We start from the raw sequence: 14478 nt of genomic DNA on the forward strand, positions 1-14478 counted from the left end.
AGAGGCAAGTTATTTAAGTAGCTAAATTGTATTTTTTTTCTATATCGTTTTTTGTCAGTCTACTTGGTGTTCCGAATATGTCTGGATTCTTAAGCTTAAATAAATCATCATCAAATTTTTGTACTTTTGCAATATGATTAAATATTATGGTAATAACATTTTCATCTTCAAGTATTTCTAGCTTTTTTATTTGTTTAGTTTTTTTATCAAAGGTAATCTGACTACGCCGCTCTGATAAAGTATGATAAATAGTAATTTTAAACATATTATCTTGATCTATTACTGACTCAATTTTGAAATATTTATCAAAATCTATACTATCTTCTAATAAAAAATTAAATACATTCTCCTCTGCCTTAATACGACTTACATGTTTCATATCATAATCATACACAGAAACATAATTAGTATTACCAATAACTACCAAAGGGAATGGTGGGTAATAATTACATCGAAACTTAGAAGGCTTATTTATTAATAACTTACCTTCAGCTTTATTCCCTGCTGAATCCTCTTGGCTAAAGTCCACAGCCATGGATTTTATTTCACGTAAATATATTTTAAGTTGATCAATAGCTTTGTTATCAAAAGGTCTATTCTTTAATATTATAGCTCTAGCAGAATTCGCTTCTACTAGGGAATTTGTAGGAGGATCGGAACGCAGAACCGTAGCGTACTCTAGTGTACGTGAGGATTCGAGTCTAGTCCCGACGCCCAAATTACCAGTAGAAGTAGAGTTATGCAAGAACTCTACTTCAGCATAGGCTATGGTTAGAAACCAATAAATGGCAATAATACCTTTACAAAGCCAGCTCATCTTTTATACCTAATATGTGTTATATTTTGTTTTGCTGCTTTAAGTGTATTCTTTAGCAAATAAGCGACAGTCATTGGTCCAACACCACCTGGAACTGGGGTTATATATCTCACTTTATCAACAACATTGGTAAAATCAACGTCTCCTACCATCTTGTCGCTATTAGGAAGTTTACTAATACCAACATCAATAACTATAGAGTTAGGACTGAAATATTCTTTTGTTAATGCTAAAGGATATCCAATAGCAGATATTACTATATCAGTACGGGAAGTTATAGAACTTAAATTTTGAGTTCTTGAATGGCATATCGTCACAGTACAATCTTCTCTAAGTAATAAAGCTGATAATGGTTTACCTACAATATTAGAACGCCCTATAACTACAGCATTTTTGCCAGCTAAATTTTTCTCAACGTGTTTAAGTAACTCAATGCAGCCGAGGGCTGTGCAGGGTATAAAGCCATCGCCTGAGTTACTATGTAGATACCCAACATTTATAGGATGAAAACCATCAACATCTTTGCTAGGGTCAATAGCAGATAAAATCAAATCTTTATTGATATGTTGGGGTAAGGGGAGTTGTACGATGATCCCAGAGATATTTGAATCATTATTGAGTATATTGATTTCATTTAGTATATGGTCAATTTGAATTTCATTAGGCAAATGTATTTGCAAAGCGTTCATACCAATTGCTCCTGCTGCTTTGATCTTATTTCTTACATATATACTACTAGCTGGGTTATCACCCACTAGTATAATAGCAAGAGTTGGTACTAACTTGTGTTGCTCCTTGATTAAATTAATCTCTGCCCTTAACTTAGATAATATTTGTTCTGCAACATATTTACCATTGATTATATTACTACGTTCATTCACTATTTATGCACTCCTTTGGTAGTTGAATATTCGAAGTGTAAGGCCTTACCCTCAAATACCCTGCCATAGGCGTGATGTAAGCTGCTAGCTGCTTCGGCAAAACCAGTAAGAATTAATTTTAATTTTGCCGGATAACTAGCAATATCGCCAATTGCATAAATGCCTGAAATATTTGTTTCAAAATATGAAGGTTCTACAATTATATGATTAGTTTTGAGATTTAATCCCCAATTTTTTATCGGACCAAGTTCTTGGCTAAGTCCAAAAAATGGCAATAATATATTTGCTGGTAAGGTGCGAATATTCCCTTCAAAATCCTTTACTCCGATTGCTTCTAGGATACCATCTTTTCCTACTAAATGCTCTAGTTGATAATTAATTACCAACTCAATTTTGCCACTATTTGCTAGTTCTTTGAGTTGCCTTATACTTTCATTCGCTGCCCGAAATCTCTCACGCCTATGCACTAAATATATTTTTTTAGCAATTTCAGATAGTGATATTGCCCAGTCTACAGCCGAATCGCCTCCACCAGCTATTACAATTTCTTTGTTGGCAAAACTATTGCGGTTATTGATAAAATAAAATACTGATTTTCCCTCAAATGCTTCTATATTAGGTAATGGAGGTCTATTAGGTCTAAAAGAACCGCATCCAGCAGCTATAATAATAACTTTAGCAGTAATTAGGGTGTCTTTAGAAGTGGTAATTTGGAAAAACCCCTCTTCTCTTTTCAATTGTATAACTTGCTGTTCGAGATGATAAACCGGCTCAAACGGCTTTGCTTGCAATGCCAATTGTGCTACCAGCTCTTCTGCCATAATTTTAGGGTAGGCTGGTATGTCGTATATCGGTTTTTCTGGATAAAGTATGCTACATTGCCCGCCTATTATTGCTTGCGAGTCAACAACATGGCAACGCATACCAAGCATTCCAGCTTGGAAAATAGCAAATAACCCAACTGGACCTGCTCCAATTATTATGATATCAGTGTCGTGCATAAAATAAATTTTTATAAATAAAAAATCGTAAAACTCTTAGTGATACCAGGATATTATGCTAGAATGGACAAATAATCAACTAGGTTGTAAACATTTTGCTTGAAAATTAGGTCTATGATAAATTTTTATTTAGTTATCAATATTTTGTTTATTGGTTTAATGATCTATTTATTACTTAAAAATGTAAATATTTTTGTCAAACTCTTAGTGCTAAATAGTTTAACTAGTATAATAACCTTATTCATTTGTTTTCTTGGTTCATTTAAAATGAATAATTGTTATCTAGACATTGCTATAATTTATTTTCTCTTAAGTTTTATAGCAAGTGGAGCATATTTAAAGTATTTTATCAATCAATCTAATAATGTGATGTGATGGAAAAACAAATAATAATATTGGGTTGTGGTTTCAGTGGTATGCTTACGGCATTATCATTTGCGAAAGAGGATATTAAGACTACCATCCTTGAGTATCAATCGATAAATTCTGATAATTTTTGTACTGATATCAGAACGACCGCCTTAACCCCTGCTTCTATGCAGTTTCTAAGAGGCCTTAATGTATGGTTTGAGATTGAGAAGATAGCTAGCAAAATGTTGGACGTCTATGTTGTTGATAATAAAGCACCAGAGATGCTATGTATGTCAAATATTAAGGGAAATGATGCATTAGGTTATATAGTAAAAAATAGTGAATTTAAAAAAATATTACTAGCAAATGTTAGAAAAAACCCTTTGATTAAGGTAATTGATCAGTGTGATTATAAAAAAGTTGATAGTAAACCTAATCATTCAACCATATATCTAGATGACCATAAGACTATGAATAGTAACTTATTGATTGTTTGTGATGGACGTAATTCTAAAGTTCGTCAATATTATTTTTTTAATAAAATAGAGAAAACCTATAACCAAATTGCCTTAACGTTTGATATTAAGCATGAGAAAGATCACGAAAATTGTGCTATTGAACATTTTATGCCATCTGGTCCTTTTGCCATTTTACCTCTCAGAGACCAAAAGGCCTCATCTATAATATGGACTACTGGGCAAGAGCAGGCTGCATTATTGATGAGCTTACCAAAGGAAGAATTTGAGTATTTAGTAAGTAAAAATTGTGGGAATTCTTTAGGGTCTATTGCTTTAGATAGTACTATTAGCTCTTTTCCTTTAAAGGCTCGTATAGCTAGTAAATATTTTTATAATAAAATAGCAGTTGTGGCAGATAGTGCCCATACAATTCATCCTCTAGCTGGTCAGGCTTTGAATCAAGGAATAAAGGATATTGAAACTTTAACTCAATTAGTGGCTATTAGTGCTATAAGTACAGGAATGCTAGAACGATATCAAAAATTAAGACAAAATGATAATTTTCATATGTATATGATTACTGAAAGCTTAAATAGTATTTTCTCAAACCATTCAAAACCCTTGTGGTATCTAAGACGTTTGGGGCTTAAAACTATTGATAATATACAGCCTATTAAGAATTTGCTAGTAGAGTATGCCATGGGTCGTAGATAAAATGAATAAGGAAATTATAAAAAAAGTTCAAAATACCAGTTGACAGGATGGTAGATTTTGCATATAACTACTCCTACGAAAAGACGAACATTAATTGTTCGTAGCTGTTTTTAAAAGTAAATAATCAGATATAGGTAGTGACAGCAAAATGTACTTATCACTAAAAGTGATAAATTAAACCTGTCAATTTTTTGAATAAAAAGTAGACAGAATCAAACTTGAGAGTTTGATCCTGGCTCAGAACGAACGCTTTCGGTATGCTTAACACATGCAAGTTGAACGGATTAATTTAGGGCTTGCTCTGAATTAGTTAGTAGCAAACGGGTGAGTAACACGTGGGAATCTGCCCATCAGTACGGAATAACACTTAGAAATAAATGCTAATACCGTATATTCTCTTCGGAGGAAAGATTTATCGCTGATGGATGAGCCCGCGTCAGATTAGGTAGTTGGTAGGGTAATGGCCTACCAAGCCAACGATCTGTAGCTGGTCTGAGAGGATGATCAGCCACACTGGGACTGAGACACGGCCCAGACTCCTACGGGAGGCAGCAGTGGGGAATATTGGACAATGGGCGAAAGCCTGATCCAGCAATACCGAGTGGGTGACGAAGGCCTTAGGGTTGTAAAGCCCTTTTCAGCAGGGAAGATAATGACAGTACCTGACCAAGAAAGCCCCGGCTAACTCCGTGCCAGCAGCCGCGGTAAGACGGAGGGGGCTAGCGTTGTTCGGAATTACTGGGCGTAAAGAGTGCGTAGGCGGTTTAGTAAGTTGGAAGTGAAAGCCCGAGGCTTAACCTCGGAACTGCTTTCAAAACTACTAATCTAGAGTGTAGTAGGGGATGATGGAATTCCTAGTGTAGAGGTGAAATTCTTAGATATTAGGAGGAACACCGGTGGCGAAGGCGGTCATCTAGGCTACAACTGACGCTGATGCACGAAAGCGTGGGGAGCAAACAGGATTAGATACCCTGGTAGTCCACGCCGTAAACGATGAGTGCTAGATATCGGGAGAATTTCTTTCGGTTTCGTAGCTAACGCATTAAGCACTCCGCCTGGGGAGTACGGTCGCAAGATTAAAACTCAAAGGAATTGACGGGGGCTCGCACAAGCGGTGGAGCATGCGGTTTAATTCGATGTTACGCGAAAAACCTTACCAACCCTTGACATGGTGGTCGCGGGAAGCAGAGATGCATCCCTTCAGTTCGGCTGGACCACACACAGGTGTTGCATGGCTGTCGTCAGCTCGTGTCGTGAGATGTTGGGTTAAGTCCCGCAACGAGCGCAACCCTCATTCTTATTTGCCAGCGGGTAATGCTGGGAACTATAAGGAAACTGCCGGTGATAAGCCGGAGGAAGGTGGGGACGATGTCAAGTCATCATGGCCCTTATGGGTTGGGCTACACGCGTGCTACAATGGTATCTACAGAGGGAAGCAAGACGGTGACGTGGAGCAAATCCCTAAAAGATATCTCAGTTCGGATTGCTCTCTGCAACTCGAGAGCATGAAGTTGGAATCGCTAGTAATCGCGGATCAGCATGCCGCGGTGAATACGTTCTCGGGCCTTGTACACACTGCCCGTCACGCCATGGGAGTTGGTTTTACCTGAAGGTGGTGAGCTAACGTAAGAGGCAGCCAACCACGGTAAAATTAGCGACTGGGGTGAAGTCGTAACAAGGTAGCCGTAGGGGAACCTGCGGCTGGATTACCTCCTTTAAAGACTTAATTATAGCATGTTATTACTTTTGTAATATTTGCTCAAGTCCGACTTTCGCTGTCACTACCTTTAACTGATTGTTTATCAAATTTTAAAAACAGCTCTTTCTTTAAGTATTTTTTTATATTCACCAAGCCTAGCAAAATAAATATTTCCCAATATATATACTTGATGAATTTTAAGAGTTGGTTAGTTAGGCGTACGGGTGACGAGCGAACGAAACGTAGTCAAACCATTATTCCTACGCGACTTATCTTCGAGATGGATAGGATCAAAATTGTGCCATAAAACGAGGTTAGTATGCGGTGTATGGGATAGAAAATTAAATTTTCTTTACTGACTACATTTTATCATTTTGCAGATTTTGTTATTTGGGGCATTGTTAGATCAAATAAATTGAATAAATGTTGCTGAAGAGCCGTTAATTTTGATAATCTTGCTACTTTACAACCTTTGATAGTGTAATATAAAAAACATATTTTTCTAACTTTCTTAATGCTTCCTCAATGGTCACATTATATTTACCATCCTTAGTTACTCCACGACCCTGTTTCAACTTATTTTTCATATAGTGCCATATTTTTAATGCCAACATACAGACAAATACATGTCCCTTTGTTCTATAGCCAAGTCCCAATAAATAGGATATAATGATATCATTATGACATATTCAATAGATTTTCGAAAGAAAGTATTTAAGATAAAAGAAAAAGAAGGGTTAAGTTTTGCAGAAACATCAAAACGTTTTGGTATAGGGAAGACAACATTAGTTCGTTGGACAAACAGACTAGAGGCTAGGACAACTCGTAATAAACCTGCCACCAAAATAGATATGGGATTATTAAAACAAGATATTAAAGAATATCCTGATACTTACAACTATGAGAGGGCAAAGAGGTTGGGAGTAAGTAAGACTGGGATTTTGGCATGCTCTTAGACGTTTAAATGTTACTTATATAAAAAACTATAAAGCATCCGAAAGCCAAAGAAGAAGAGAGATTGATTTTTCAGAATAAAATTAGTGAACATAAAAAAGATGGGAAACCTATTGTATATTTAGATGAAAGTGGTTTTGCTCATGATATGCCTCGTACTCATGGTTATGCTGTAAAAGGAGAAAGATGTTTTGGTCAGCAAGATTGGGGGGCTAAAGGACGGACTAATGCTATAGGTGCATTACTAGGAAATACACTATTAACAGTTAGTCTTTTTGAACATAATATTGATACTCAAACTTTTTCGAATTGGTTAAAAAAAGATTTAATGCCAAAATTACCTGATGGTAGTGTGATAGTTTTAGATAATGCTAGTTTTCATAAGAACAAAGATATGCAGGATGATGTAAGAAAAGCTGGCTATATCCTTGAATATTTACCAGCATATTGTCCTGATTTAAATCTAATTGAGCATAAATGGGCTCAAGCAAAATCTATTCGTAGAAAATACCAGTGTAATATAGATCAGCTCTTTAAAGACTTTTTCCCGTAACCCTTTTATATAGGATTAGCTATATTGCTTTTCCTTAAAAAAATCGACCTTACTTCGAGTAATCCCGTCTTCATACTGCTAAAATTCGATTCTACTTCATGTAAATTATGGTAAGCTTTATCAACCAATTCTTTACTCATCAGTTTAATTTCAATCTGTGTTTCAATCGCATAACAACCATCAAGAGCAAATAACTCTTTTTTCTTATCTTAATCAATTTCAACCACTATTGGGTTGCCGTCTAATTTTAGGTTGATAAATTTATCTATCCGCCATTCTTCAGCAATTTTTTGAATATTATTTAAACCAGTTTTTAGCTTTGCTTTCTTATGCGTTGATACATATATAGTAACCTCAGTTTAACGTAAGGAGCAATTTTTGTGCTTTTAATTTATTAGGCTTTATTGCTGGTTTGCGTGGCTTGAAGCTATAAACCCTGAGATTATATTGAAACAAATGCATTAGTTGGACTTCGATGCCTTGAATGCTCAATTTGAAATAATAATGTTGTTTCCCATTTTTGCATTTTTCAAGCTGCAATTTGTTCATAATTTTGTATAGAATTTAGATAGATATTCATAGGCTTTTTGTAACCAATACTTGAATGGAATCTTCTATAATTATAGTGATTGATGTAATCATCAATACCACTCTTTAGCTCTTTAACATCTTTAAAATCATTAATAAATATACAATTATATTTTAAAGTTCGGAAAAATCTCTCCATAATTATATTATCAATACTTCTTCCTTTACCATTCATCGAAACTTTAATGTTATGCTCTTGTAAAATTTCAATGTGTTCATGACTAGTATATTGACTGCCCTGATCACTATTAAATATCTGCGGTGCAGGATATTTGTTAAGTGCATCCCGCAATACTTCAGTTACCAAACTTACATCCATACTATTTGACAATTTATAACTCAACACAGCTCTACTATGCTAATCTATAATTGCCGCCATGTACATAAATCCCGAATTAGTTCTAACATAAGTGATATCTCCGCTCCAAACCTCGTTAGCGTTAGGTACATCTACAGTTTTACTTGTACCTAGATTAGACCAATATTTATCAAGCAAATAACTATAAATTTTATGCTGTTTATCTTTTCCAGATGTTAACTTTTTCCTCTTTGGATAAATAGCCTCTATGCCAATCATGTTCATATATTTTAGAACCCGATCCTTACCAATAACCACGCCGTCTTCTAATAATTGTCTATGGATATAACGATAACCAAATTCAGGATTATCAGTATATATTTCATCTATTTTATTTAAAATATTTAAGTTATACCCACTAAATGGTTTTGCTTTATAGTACATTGAAGAACGATTAATCTTTAATAATTCATATTGCCTTGTCTTTGGTAACATTGCTAGCTTGGAATCGACAAGTTCTTTTCTATTTGATAAGTCCAAGCTTTGTAGCTTTCCCACAGCCCAATCTCTCTCTACTATTGTTTTTCCAAGAGTTTTCGCTAATTCATCATTTTGTTCTTTCAGCATATTAATTTGTTCCTGATATTTACTTACCAGTTTTGCTGGTTCAAAAGCCAATGCTGCATTTGATATAAATTGTTTTTTCCAATTACTAATTGTCTTGGAGTTTATCTCATATTTTGATGCTATCACTGATAATAGACTCTCTTCTTTCAGCACTTCTAATACTATCCTAGTTTTTTCTTCAGCACTAAAAACTCTTACTTTTTCTTTTGTCATTTTTTCTCCTAATTTTTTCTTATTATTTTATCTTAATTAGGAAACTTTTAACTCTATTTTTTTGTCCATTTTCTTCAGTCCATTATAAATCTCTGTCATTATACGTGCTTTCATGTTCTTTCTTACTTTGGTAAATATATCTACAGCTTGCTTTTTAAGCTGCTTAATAATAGGTCATCCTAAATACCCCTTATCAATAAATAGCCAACCTTACAATTTTTCATTAACTTTGCTACAGGAAAACGATCATTAACATTTGCAGATGTCATTTTACAAGCTATTAACTCACCTTCATTATTAATTATCAAGTAAAGTTTTAAGCCAAAAAACATCCCATTGAGTTTTTGCCTTTTGTTGCTATGCCCTTAAAGACCTTGTGCCTTTTTTCTCTTTTTATATGATTATATGACAAACATCTAGTGTTGTTGAATCTGCAAAATATATTCCTGTTTCTTTATCGGTAATGCCATGTAAAAAAATAGTAAGGGGCATCAAGCTACTTTCCATTAATTCAACAAATCTATTATAACTCACTACCTTTGGAAAATAAGCTTTTAGAACTCTTTGTACGCAGTCAATATAATAGTATTTAAAGATTCGATAATGACTAATATGAAACAATATTATAATAGTCATTATCTCGAAAAACTCATGCTACAGGGCTTATTTCTTTTCTTGCCTGAATTTGCTAAAAAATAATTTTGATTATTTTTATCAAAATACTTACAAAAATCATCAATTGAACAGAATATTTCCTCTAGGGAAGCCAACATAGTTACCTCTTTAATTGTCAGTTAAAATTAGTAACTTTAATTCACTTCCCACTACACCTCAACCCTTATATCTTTATATAATCCTTCTACACTTATATCGAACTCAGGTTATATTACGTTCTTCCACCTTGCTAACTAGTTTTTCAACTCGGTTATTCCTATCAAACTCAACTTTTCGGGCTATAGAACCATTTTTTCTTAAAATATATCTTTTACCATTACTAGTTATTTCGCATAGCTGTTCTTCAAAAAAACTATATTGCAAAACTCCGCTTTTCTCTAAGCTTTCAATCTCAACTTTACTTAAGGTTGTAATATAGTCCCATCCTTCTTTGGTCAGGGCTTCTTTGCCTGCCTCCTTAATCATTCCTTTATCACCAACAAAGACGATATTCTTAATACCAAAATTAGATTTTACTAGCTCTATCTGCTCATAAATGGTAGAAGGATCAGCACTATTACCCTTAAAAACTCTAACAGCCAAAGGTTCGCCATGATCATCAGTTAATAGACCTATCACTATTTGCTTTTTACCCTTCTTTTTATCCCAATTGTACCCATATTCCGCAAGTTCATTCTCTGTTCCTTCGAAATAGCTGGAAGTGACATCGTATAAAAGCATAACTGAAGGTACGTTATTGTGCTTCTGATAAGTTTTAAATAATTTCAGTTCTATCTTTTCTTGATTCTCCTCTAACCATTCTAGAGCATTGGCAAACTCGCTTATGCTGAGGAATTTACAGAAGCTACGAAACCTCAACCTGCAGAGAACGATGATGTACGTGAGGAGCAGAGAGTACCGGTAGCATGAATAAGTTACCAGCAGAAGTAGAGTTTACCAAAGATATCTAATATAGTTGAACAAGACCACCGCTTTATCAAGAAACGAACTAAGCCAATGCTTGGTTCTAAGAGTTTTCGCTCTGCTGCTATTACTGCTATAGAAAATATTCATATGATTCAAAAAAAACAAATTACTGGAGCTAATAATAATTTTTCTACTTTTGAGAATTTTGTTATGCTCATGGCATCATAATGTCCAAAATCTAAGGTTTTACAATTTTCGTTAGAACACGATTTACAAATGCGACAAAACCTTATATCTGCTCCATATCGTTAGGAGTAGAGGTTTCTTGTTGATCAGAACTTTCAAGGAGGTCAATAGTATCTTGCTTATTGTTCCTTGAGTAATCTTGTGCTTCAGATTCTGACCTTGCAACAATTACCGTTATATTTGTACTAAGCTCAGCGTGCAACCTAACCTCTACCACGAATACACCTGTTGATTTTATCGGGTTCTCAAGAATTATACTTAAATGTGATATTAAGTGCAAAGAAGCCTTAGACAAACTTTCAGCAATTTCTTTATTATTCACTGAACCAAACAACCGACCATCATCAGCAGACTGCTTAATAAATATTAATTCCTTACCACTTATAACATTATTAATAGCTTCTGCCTCAGATCTTATTTTTAGCTCTTTCATTTCAAGATCATGTTTTTGGGCTTCTATGAACTGTTTATTAGGTTCTGTTGCCCTAATTGCTAATTTTTTGGGGATAAGATAATTACGAGCAAACCCCTTTTTTACCTTAAGAATCTCTGCAATCTTTCCAAGTTTTCTTACAGGTTTAATCAAAATAACTTCCATCTTATTCCTCTGCTCAAATTTGAAATACAAAAGGCAACAACGCTAGGATTCTAGCAATTTTTATAGCATTCTTCAGTTTTCTTTGCTTTTTGGCACATACATTGGTAATCCTACTAGGCAACATTCTACCACCTTCTGATACAAATTTTATTAACAAATCAGGGTTCTTGTAATCAATTACTGGAGCATTTGGAATAGAAAGAGGACATCCCTTACGTTTTCTAAAAAACACTCTTTTATTACTTCTATCAACCATTCTAGTCATTGACTGAGAGTCAACAGCATCATTCTCAAACATTTTAATCTTTTCCAATTTTATTACTATTTAGTCTTTATTAATTGTTACATCAACTGTTTCTTCATGATCTGAACCTTTACTTCTTAGAATCGGCGAAGGTTCAGCACTTATTGAATCAACATTGATATTAACAAACCTAATAATATTTTCACTTAGCTTCATTTTCCTTTCCAGTTCATTTATTACCGAAAAATCAGTTTTAAGCCCCATAAAAACATAATGTCCTTTTTTATTATTACCAATCTTATAGGCTAAACTTCTTAAACCCCAATATTCAGTTTTAATAACTTCACCGTTACTATCTTTAACAATTTTAGTAAAGTCATCGGTAATTTTATCTACATCAGCAGACGAAATATCTTGGCGTATGATAAAAACTGATTCGTAAAAAGCCATATATAAGAATCTCCAGCTACAAAATAAAGCCATTTATAACAATAAAAAACATTTAATTCAAGTGTTATCTTTATTATAGAGCATAATTAATAAATCACTAATACCTTTTGATTGCAAAAATATAACCGTTTTACACGGATTGTAAATAAATAATTAAATTAGTAGACTTATATTAATAAATTTAGTAGAAATTTATTAATTAATTCGATAATATTGCACTTTAAAAAGTCAAATTAATATCATTACAATAAATTCACAATATATGTAACATTAGACTCTTGCATAACTGAATTATACTCTTTTTACTTTAAAAAATTGACTCAGCAAAAACTTTGAGGATTTGCGTACTTCACATTACTTACATGTATGTCTAGCATGCTTATACCTTGTTTTATGCTCCAATCCCTCAATCATTTGGGTATACAGAGAAGAATTTAGTCATGCCTAAAGTCTTCATTTAATTAGTATTTAAAATGTTTGATAAATTACCGCCTAGAGTTCTTATTATAGAATCAACTAAAAGTATTAACGTTTCTTTATCTAATGTCATAGAGAGAGCATGGTTTAATCTTGTTAAGGCTAACACAATAGAAAAAGCTATAGCTTCCTCTATTGCAAATCACCCTGACATAATTATTGTTGATTCGATGGTACAAGATAAAGTTGCTACAGAAATAGCAACTAAACTAAGAGAAATTAATGGTTTAGAGAAAGTACCAATAATTTTTTTGCTACATTCCGGAGAATCACCGTCTAATTATACTTTGGAAGATAATAACTTTGTTGTTTCTCTTACTAAACCATTCACTTCAGATCAGCTAATGATTTCAATAAGATCATTACTCCGACGATCTAATTTAATTCTACAAGATAAAGTTATAAAATATAAGGAATTAAGTATGGATCTTACTACCTATAAAGTAACTAATAACGGCAGGATAATTCGTTTAGGACCAACAGAATTTAAGATTTTACAACTTTTTATCAAAGCACCTAAAGTAATATTTTCCCGTCAAGATATTGTAGACAAAGTGTGGGGCAGAGATACAGCTATTGATCTACGTACTATTGATGTACATATAAATAGAATAAGAACATCTCTAAAAAATAAAGAATCTGAGGTATTTATAAAAACGATCCGTGCTATAGGATATTGCCTTGATTTGCCAAATTCTTAGAATTAAAGTAAAAAATTATCTATTTAACCTGAATTTCCCAGTCGAACCAAATCCACCAGAACCTCTAGAGGTTTCATCTAACGAATTAACCTCATCCCATAATATCTGCTCATATCTAGCAATAACCATTTGAGCAATTTTCATGCCACGCTCAATTACAAAATCTTCTTTAGGATGATGATTAATTAAAATTACCTTTATCTCACCACGATAATCAGCATCAATTGTACCAGGTGAATTCAGCACGGTAACACCATGTTTTAGTGCCAAACCTGATCTTGGTCTGATTTGAGCTTCTAAATGACTAGGTAATGCTATACAAATTCCCGTGGGTACTAACTTTACTTCTTGTGGTTTTATAGTGATTGGTTCAATATTTGCTGCTACTAGATCCATACCAGCACTATGCTCAGTAGCATAACTGGGCAAAAGATCTACAGAATGTTCTAATTTCTTAATTTTAATGTTCATAAATATAATATTTTTTGGTATGATATTGATCAGCTTGATTACTTAGACTCCAACTTTACTTAACCTTCTTACCATTGGCGTCATAAATTTCGATCTTTTCAAACTTATCTGCTTCTTTATACGGATAAGTAACCCTAGCTGTAATATAACCTCGGTTATTAGATATAGCCCCTTCAACTGGAGTACCTGCCACTTCCCATACTCTAAGAGTCATAACATCAAGTACTCCATGCCCAGCAGCTCTTAAATAATTCAAACCAGATTTTCTTGCCATAGCCCTATATGTTTCCATATATTTTCCATTTTCTTCTTGATGACGATTAACAATTTCCATACCATAATATAGAAAACAACCTTTCGTTTGGCATTTAGTTATATCTGATACTGAAATACCTTCATTAGAAGCAGCTTTGTAGACAGAGCAGCTAGATAAAATTAGCATTATAATAAAAAGAAAAATATTAACTATATATTTACTAAACATTCATTACCCTAAAAATTAATAAATAGAACACTAACTTATCTTATAGTTATAGCACTGAACTACTTATATTTC

At 33.7% G+C, this 14478-nt stretch carries 19 protein-coding genes, 1 rRNA gene and 2 pseudogenes; 7 read left to right on the top strand and 15 right to left on the bottom strand.

Going from position 1 to position 14478, the window contains the following annotated elements:
- Window positions 1-13: 13 nt before the first annotated feature.
- Genes AAHM86_RS04675 through AAHM86_RS04690 form a run of 3 tightly spaced genes read right to left on the bottom strand, consistent with a single transcriptional unit; the run spans window position 14 to window position 2699 of the window.
- The gene (locus tag AAHM86_RS04675; RefSeq protein ID WP_410521542.1) at window positions 14-817 is read right to left on the bottom strand and encodes an outer-membrane lipoprotein carrier protein LolA; all 804 of its coding nucleotides are present in this window, start codon (window positions 815-817) and stop codon (window positions 14-16) included.
- Window positions 814-1698: a bifunctional 5,10-methylenetetrahydrofolate dehydrogenase/5,10-methenyltetrahydrofolate cyclohydrolase gene (locus AAHM86_RS04685; RefSeq protein WP_342267448.1), complete on the bottom strand. Its 885-nt coding sequence runs from the start codon at window positions 1696-1698 to the stop codon at window positions 814-816. The genes AAHM86_RS04675 and AAHM86_RS04685 overlap by 4 nt, the downstream gene beginning before the upstream one ends.
- Window positions 1698-2699, bottom strand: a complete 1002-nt coding sequence (locus AAHM86_RS04690; RefSeq protein ID WP_342267449.1) for an NAD(P)/FAD-dependent oxidoreductase — start codon at window positions 2697-2699, stop codon at window positions 1698-1700. Before AAHM86_RS04690 ends, AAHM86_RS04685 begins: the two co-directional genes overlap by 1 nt.
- Window positions 2700-2813: 114 nt before the next feature.
- On the opposite strand from AAHM86_RS04690, the gene AAHM86_RS04695 reads away from it, so the two are divergent.
- The 3 genes from AAHM86_RS04695 (at window position 2814) to AAHM86_RS04705 (ending at window position 5939) form a co-directional block, all read left to right on the top strand.
- Entirely contained in the window at window positions 2814-3074 is a 261-nt protein-coding gene (locus tag AAHM86_RS04695; RefSeq protein ID WP_341748154.1) for a monovalent cation/H+ antiporter complex subunit F, read from the top strand.
- The gene (locus AAHM86_RS04700) at window positions 3074-4222 is read left to right on the top strand and encodes an FAD-dependent monooxygenase (RefSeq protein WP_342267450.1); all 1149 of its coding nucleotides are present in this window, start codon (window positions 3074-3076) and stop codon (window positions 4220-4222) included. Before AAHM86_RS04695 ends, AAHM86_RS04700 begins: the two co-directional genes overlap by 1 nt.
- 214 nt (window positions 4223-4436) lie before the next feature.
- Window positions 4437-5939, top strand: a 16S ribosomal RNA gene (locus AAHM86_RS04705).
- 440 nt (window positions 5940-6379) lie between these two features.
- On the opposite strand, the gene AAHM86_RS04710 is transcribed toward AAHM86_RS04705, so the two are convergent.
- On the bottom strand, window positions 6380-6508 hold the full coding sequence (locus AAHM86_RS04710) for a hypothetical protein (RefSeq protein WP_342267451.1): 129 nt from the start codon (window positions 6506-6508) through the stop codon (window positions 6380-6382).
- 93 nt (window positions 6509-6601) lie between these two features.
- On the opposite strand from AAHM86_RS04710, the gene AAHM86_RS04715 reads away from it, so the two are divergent.
- The gene (locus AAHM86_RS04715) at window positions 6602-6877 is read left to right on the top strand and encodes an IS630 transposase-related protein (protein ID WP_342267452.1); all 276 of its coding nucleotides are present in this window, start codon (window positions 6602-6604) and stop codon (window positions 6875-6877) included.
- 62 nt (window positions 6878-6939) lie between these two features.
- A complete protein-coding gene (locus AAHM86_RS04720; RefSeq protein WP_342267453.1) occupies window positions 6940-7428 on the top strand; it encodes an IS630 family transposase in 489 nt (162 codons plus the stop codon).
- 529 nt (window positions 7429-7957) lie between these two features.
- Here the strand turns inward: AAHM86_RS04720 and AAHM86_RS04725 are convergent.
- The 6 genes and pseudogenes from AAHM86_RS04725 to AAHM86_RS04750 form a co-directional block, all read right to left on the bottom strand.
- Window positions 7958-8362, bottom strand: coding sequence for an integrase core domain-containing protein (locus AAHM86_RS04725; RefSeq protein WP_342267454.1), 405 nt, complete (start codon window positions 8360-8362; stop codon window positions 7958-7960).
- Between the two features lie 12 nt (window positions 8363-8374).
- Window positions 8375-9154, bottom strand: a complete 780-nt coding sequence (locus AAHM86_RS04730; protein ID WP_342267455.1) for an IS3 family transposase — start codon at window positions 9152-9154, stop codon at window positions 8375-8377.
- 179 nt (window positions 9155-9333) lie between these two features.
- Window positions 9334-9566, bottom strand: a pseudogene (locus AAHM86_RS04735) (transposase).
- The gene (locus AAHM86_RS04740) at window positions 9548-9790 is read right to left on the bottom strand and encodes a hypothetical protein (protein ID WP_342267457.1); all 243 of its coding nucleotides are present in this window, start codon (window positions 9788-9790) and stop codon (window positions 9548-9550) included. The pseudogene AAHM86_RS04735 and the gene AAHM86_RS04740 overlap by 19 nt, the downstream one beginning before the upstream one ends.
- The gene (locus AAHM86_RS04745) at window positions 9790-9927 is read right to left on the bottom strand and encodes a hypothetical protein (protein WP_342267458.1); all 138 of its coding nucleotides are present in this window, start codon (window positions 9925-9927) and stop codon (window positions 9790-9792) included. The genes AAHM86_RS04740 and AAHM86_RS04745 overlap by 1 nt, the downstream gene beginning before the upstream one ends.
- A gap of 103 nt (window positions 9928-10030) precedes the next feature.
- Window positions 10031-10687, bottom strand: a complete 657-nt coding sequence (locus AAHM86_RS04750) for a transposase (protein WP_342267459.1) — start codon at window positions 10685-10687, stop codon at window positions 10031-10033.
- A gap of 84 nt (window positions 10688-10771) precedes the next feature.
- On the opposite strand from AAHM86_RS04750, the pseudogene AAHM86_RS04755 reads away from it, so the two are divergent.
- Window positions 10772-10963, top strand: a pseudogene (locus AAHM86_RS04755) (IS6 family transposase); the annotation flags it as partial.
- A gap of 61 nt (window positions 10964-11024) precedes the next feature.
- Here the strand turns inward: AAHM86_RS04755 and rplI are convergent.
- From rplI to rpsF, 3 genes are read right to left on the bottom strand one after another with little or no spacing between them, the layout of a single operon-like run.
- The gene (rplI, locus tag AAHM86_RS04760) at window positions 11025-11579 is read right to left on the bottom strand and encodes a 50S ribosomal protein L9 (protein ID WP_342267460.1); all 555 of its coding nucleotides are present in this window, start codon (window positions 11577-11579) and stop codon (window positions 11025-11027) included.
- Between the two features lie 13 nt (window positions 11580-11592).
- Complete coding sequence (gene rpsR / locus AAHM86_RS04765; RefSeq protein ID WP_341748426.1) at window positions 11593-11877, bottom strand: 30S ribosomal protein S18; 285 nt, start codon at window positions 11875-11877, stop codon at window positions 11593-11595.
- 27 nt (window positions 11878-11904) lie between these two features.
- Complete coding sequence (gene rpsF / locus AAHM86_RS04770) at window positions 11905-12273, bottom strand: 30S ribosomal protein S6 (protein ID WP_341751584.1); 369 nt, start codon at window positions 12271-12273, stop codon at window positions 11905-11907.
- A gap of 473 nt (window positions 12274-12746) precedes the next feature.
- Here rpsF and AAHM86_RS04775 point away from each other — a divergent pair, with 473 nt between their 5' ends.
- Window positions 12747-13451 carry a winged helix-turn-helix domain-containing protein gene (locus tag AAHM86_RS04775; protein ID WP_342267461.1) on the top strand — a complete coding sequence of 235 codons (705 nt, stop codon included), beginning with the start codon at window positions 12747-12749 and terminating at the stop codon, window positions 13449-13451.
- Window positions 13452-13466: 15 nt separating this feature from the next.
- On the opposite strand, the gene dut is transcribed toward AAHM86_RS04775, so the two are convergent.
- Window positions 13467-13922 carry a dUTP diphosphatase gene (dut, locus tag AAHM86_RS04780; RefSeq protein WP_342267462.1) on the bottom strand — a complete coding sequence of 152 codons (456 nt, stop codon included), beginning with the start codon at window positions 13920-13922 and terminating at the stop codon, window positions 13467-13469.
- A 55-nt stretch (window positions 13923-13977) separates the two neighbouring features.
- Complete coding sequence (locus tag AAHM86_RS04785) at window positions 13978-14406, bottom strand: hypothetical protein (RefSeq protein ID WP_342267463.1); 429 nt, start codon at window positions 14404-14406, stop codon at window positions 13978-13980.
- Window positions 14407-14478 lie beyond the last annotated feature (72 nt).

Origin of the sequence: Candidatus Tisiphia endosymbiont of Empis tessellata (assembly GCF_964031035.1) — a bacterium.
In the GTDB taxonomy this organism is placed as follows: Bacteria; Pseudomonadota; Alphaproteobacteria; order Rickettsiales; family Rickettsiaceae; genus Tisiphia.

What these genes read in the sequence shown, in the direction of transcription:
- AAHM86_RS04675 (WP_410521542.1), bottom strand. Translation starts at nt 817, where the DNA reads ATGAGCTGGCTTTGTAAAGGTATTATTGCCATTTATTGGTTTCTAACC.
- AAHM86_RS04690 (WP_342267449.1), bottom strand. Translation starts at nt 2,699, where the DNA reads ATGCACGACACTGATATCATAATAATTGGAGCAGGTCCAGTTGGGTTA.
- AAHM86_RS04695 (WP_341748154.1), top strand. Translation starts at nt 2,814, where the DNA reads ATGATAAATTTTTATTTAGTTATCAATATTTTGTTTATTGGTTTAATG.
- AAHM86_RS04700 (WP_342267450.1), top strand. Translation starts at nt 3,074, where the DNA reads ATGGAAAAACAAATAATAATATTGGGTTGTGGTTTCAGTGGTATGCTT.
- AAHM86_RS04710 (WP_342267451.1), bottom strand. Translation starts at nt 6,508, where the DNA reads ATGAAAAATAAGTTGAAACAGGGTCGTGGAGTAACTAAGGATGGTAAA.
- AAHM86_RS04715 (WP_342267452.1), top strand. Translation starts at nt 6,602, where the DNA reads ATGACATATTCAATAGATTTTCGAAAGAAAGTATTTAAGATAAAAGAA.
- AAHM86_RS04730 (WP_342267455.1), bottom strand. Translation starts at nt 9,154, where the DNA reads ATGACAAAAGAAAAAGTAAGAGTTTTTAGTGCTGAAGAAAAAACTAGG.
- AAHM86_RS04740 (WP_342267457.1), bottom strand. Translation starts at nt 9,790, where the DNA reads ATGACTATTATAATATTGTTTCATATTAGTCATTATCGAATCTTTAAA.
- AAHM86_RS04745 (WP_342267458.1), bottom strand. Translation starts at nt 9,927, where the DNA reads ATGTTGGCTTCCCTAGAGGAAATATTCTGTTCAATTGATGATTTTTGT.
- rplI (WP_342267460.1), bottom strand. Translation starts at nt 11,579, where the DNA reads ATGGAAGTTATTTTGATTAAACCTGTAAGAAAACTTGGAAAGATTGCA.
- rpsR (WP_341748426.1), bottom strand. Translation starts at nt 11,877, where the DNA reads ATGTTTGAGAATGATGCTGTTGACTCTCAGTCAATGACTAGAATGGTT.
- rpsF (WP_341751584.1), bottom strand. Translation starts at nt 12,273, where the DNA reads ATGGCTTTTTACGAATCAGTTTTTATCATACGCCAAGATATTTCGTCT.
- AAHM86_RS04775 (WP_342267461.1), top strand. Translation starts at nt 12,747, where the DNA reads ATGTTTGATAAATTACCGCCTAGAGTTCTTATTATAGAATCAACTAAA.
- dut (WP_342267462.1), bottom strand. Translation starts at nt 13,922, where the DNA reads ATGAACATTAAAATTAAGAAATTAGAACATTCTGTAGATCTTTTGCCC.
- AAHM86_RS04785 (WP_342267463.1), bottom strand. Translation starts at nt 14,406, where the DNA reads ATGTTTAGTAAATATATAGTTAATATTTTTCTTTTTATTATAATGCTA.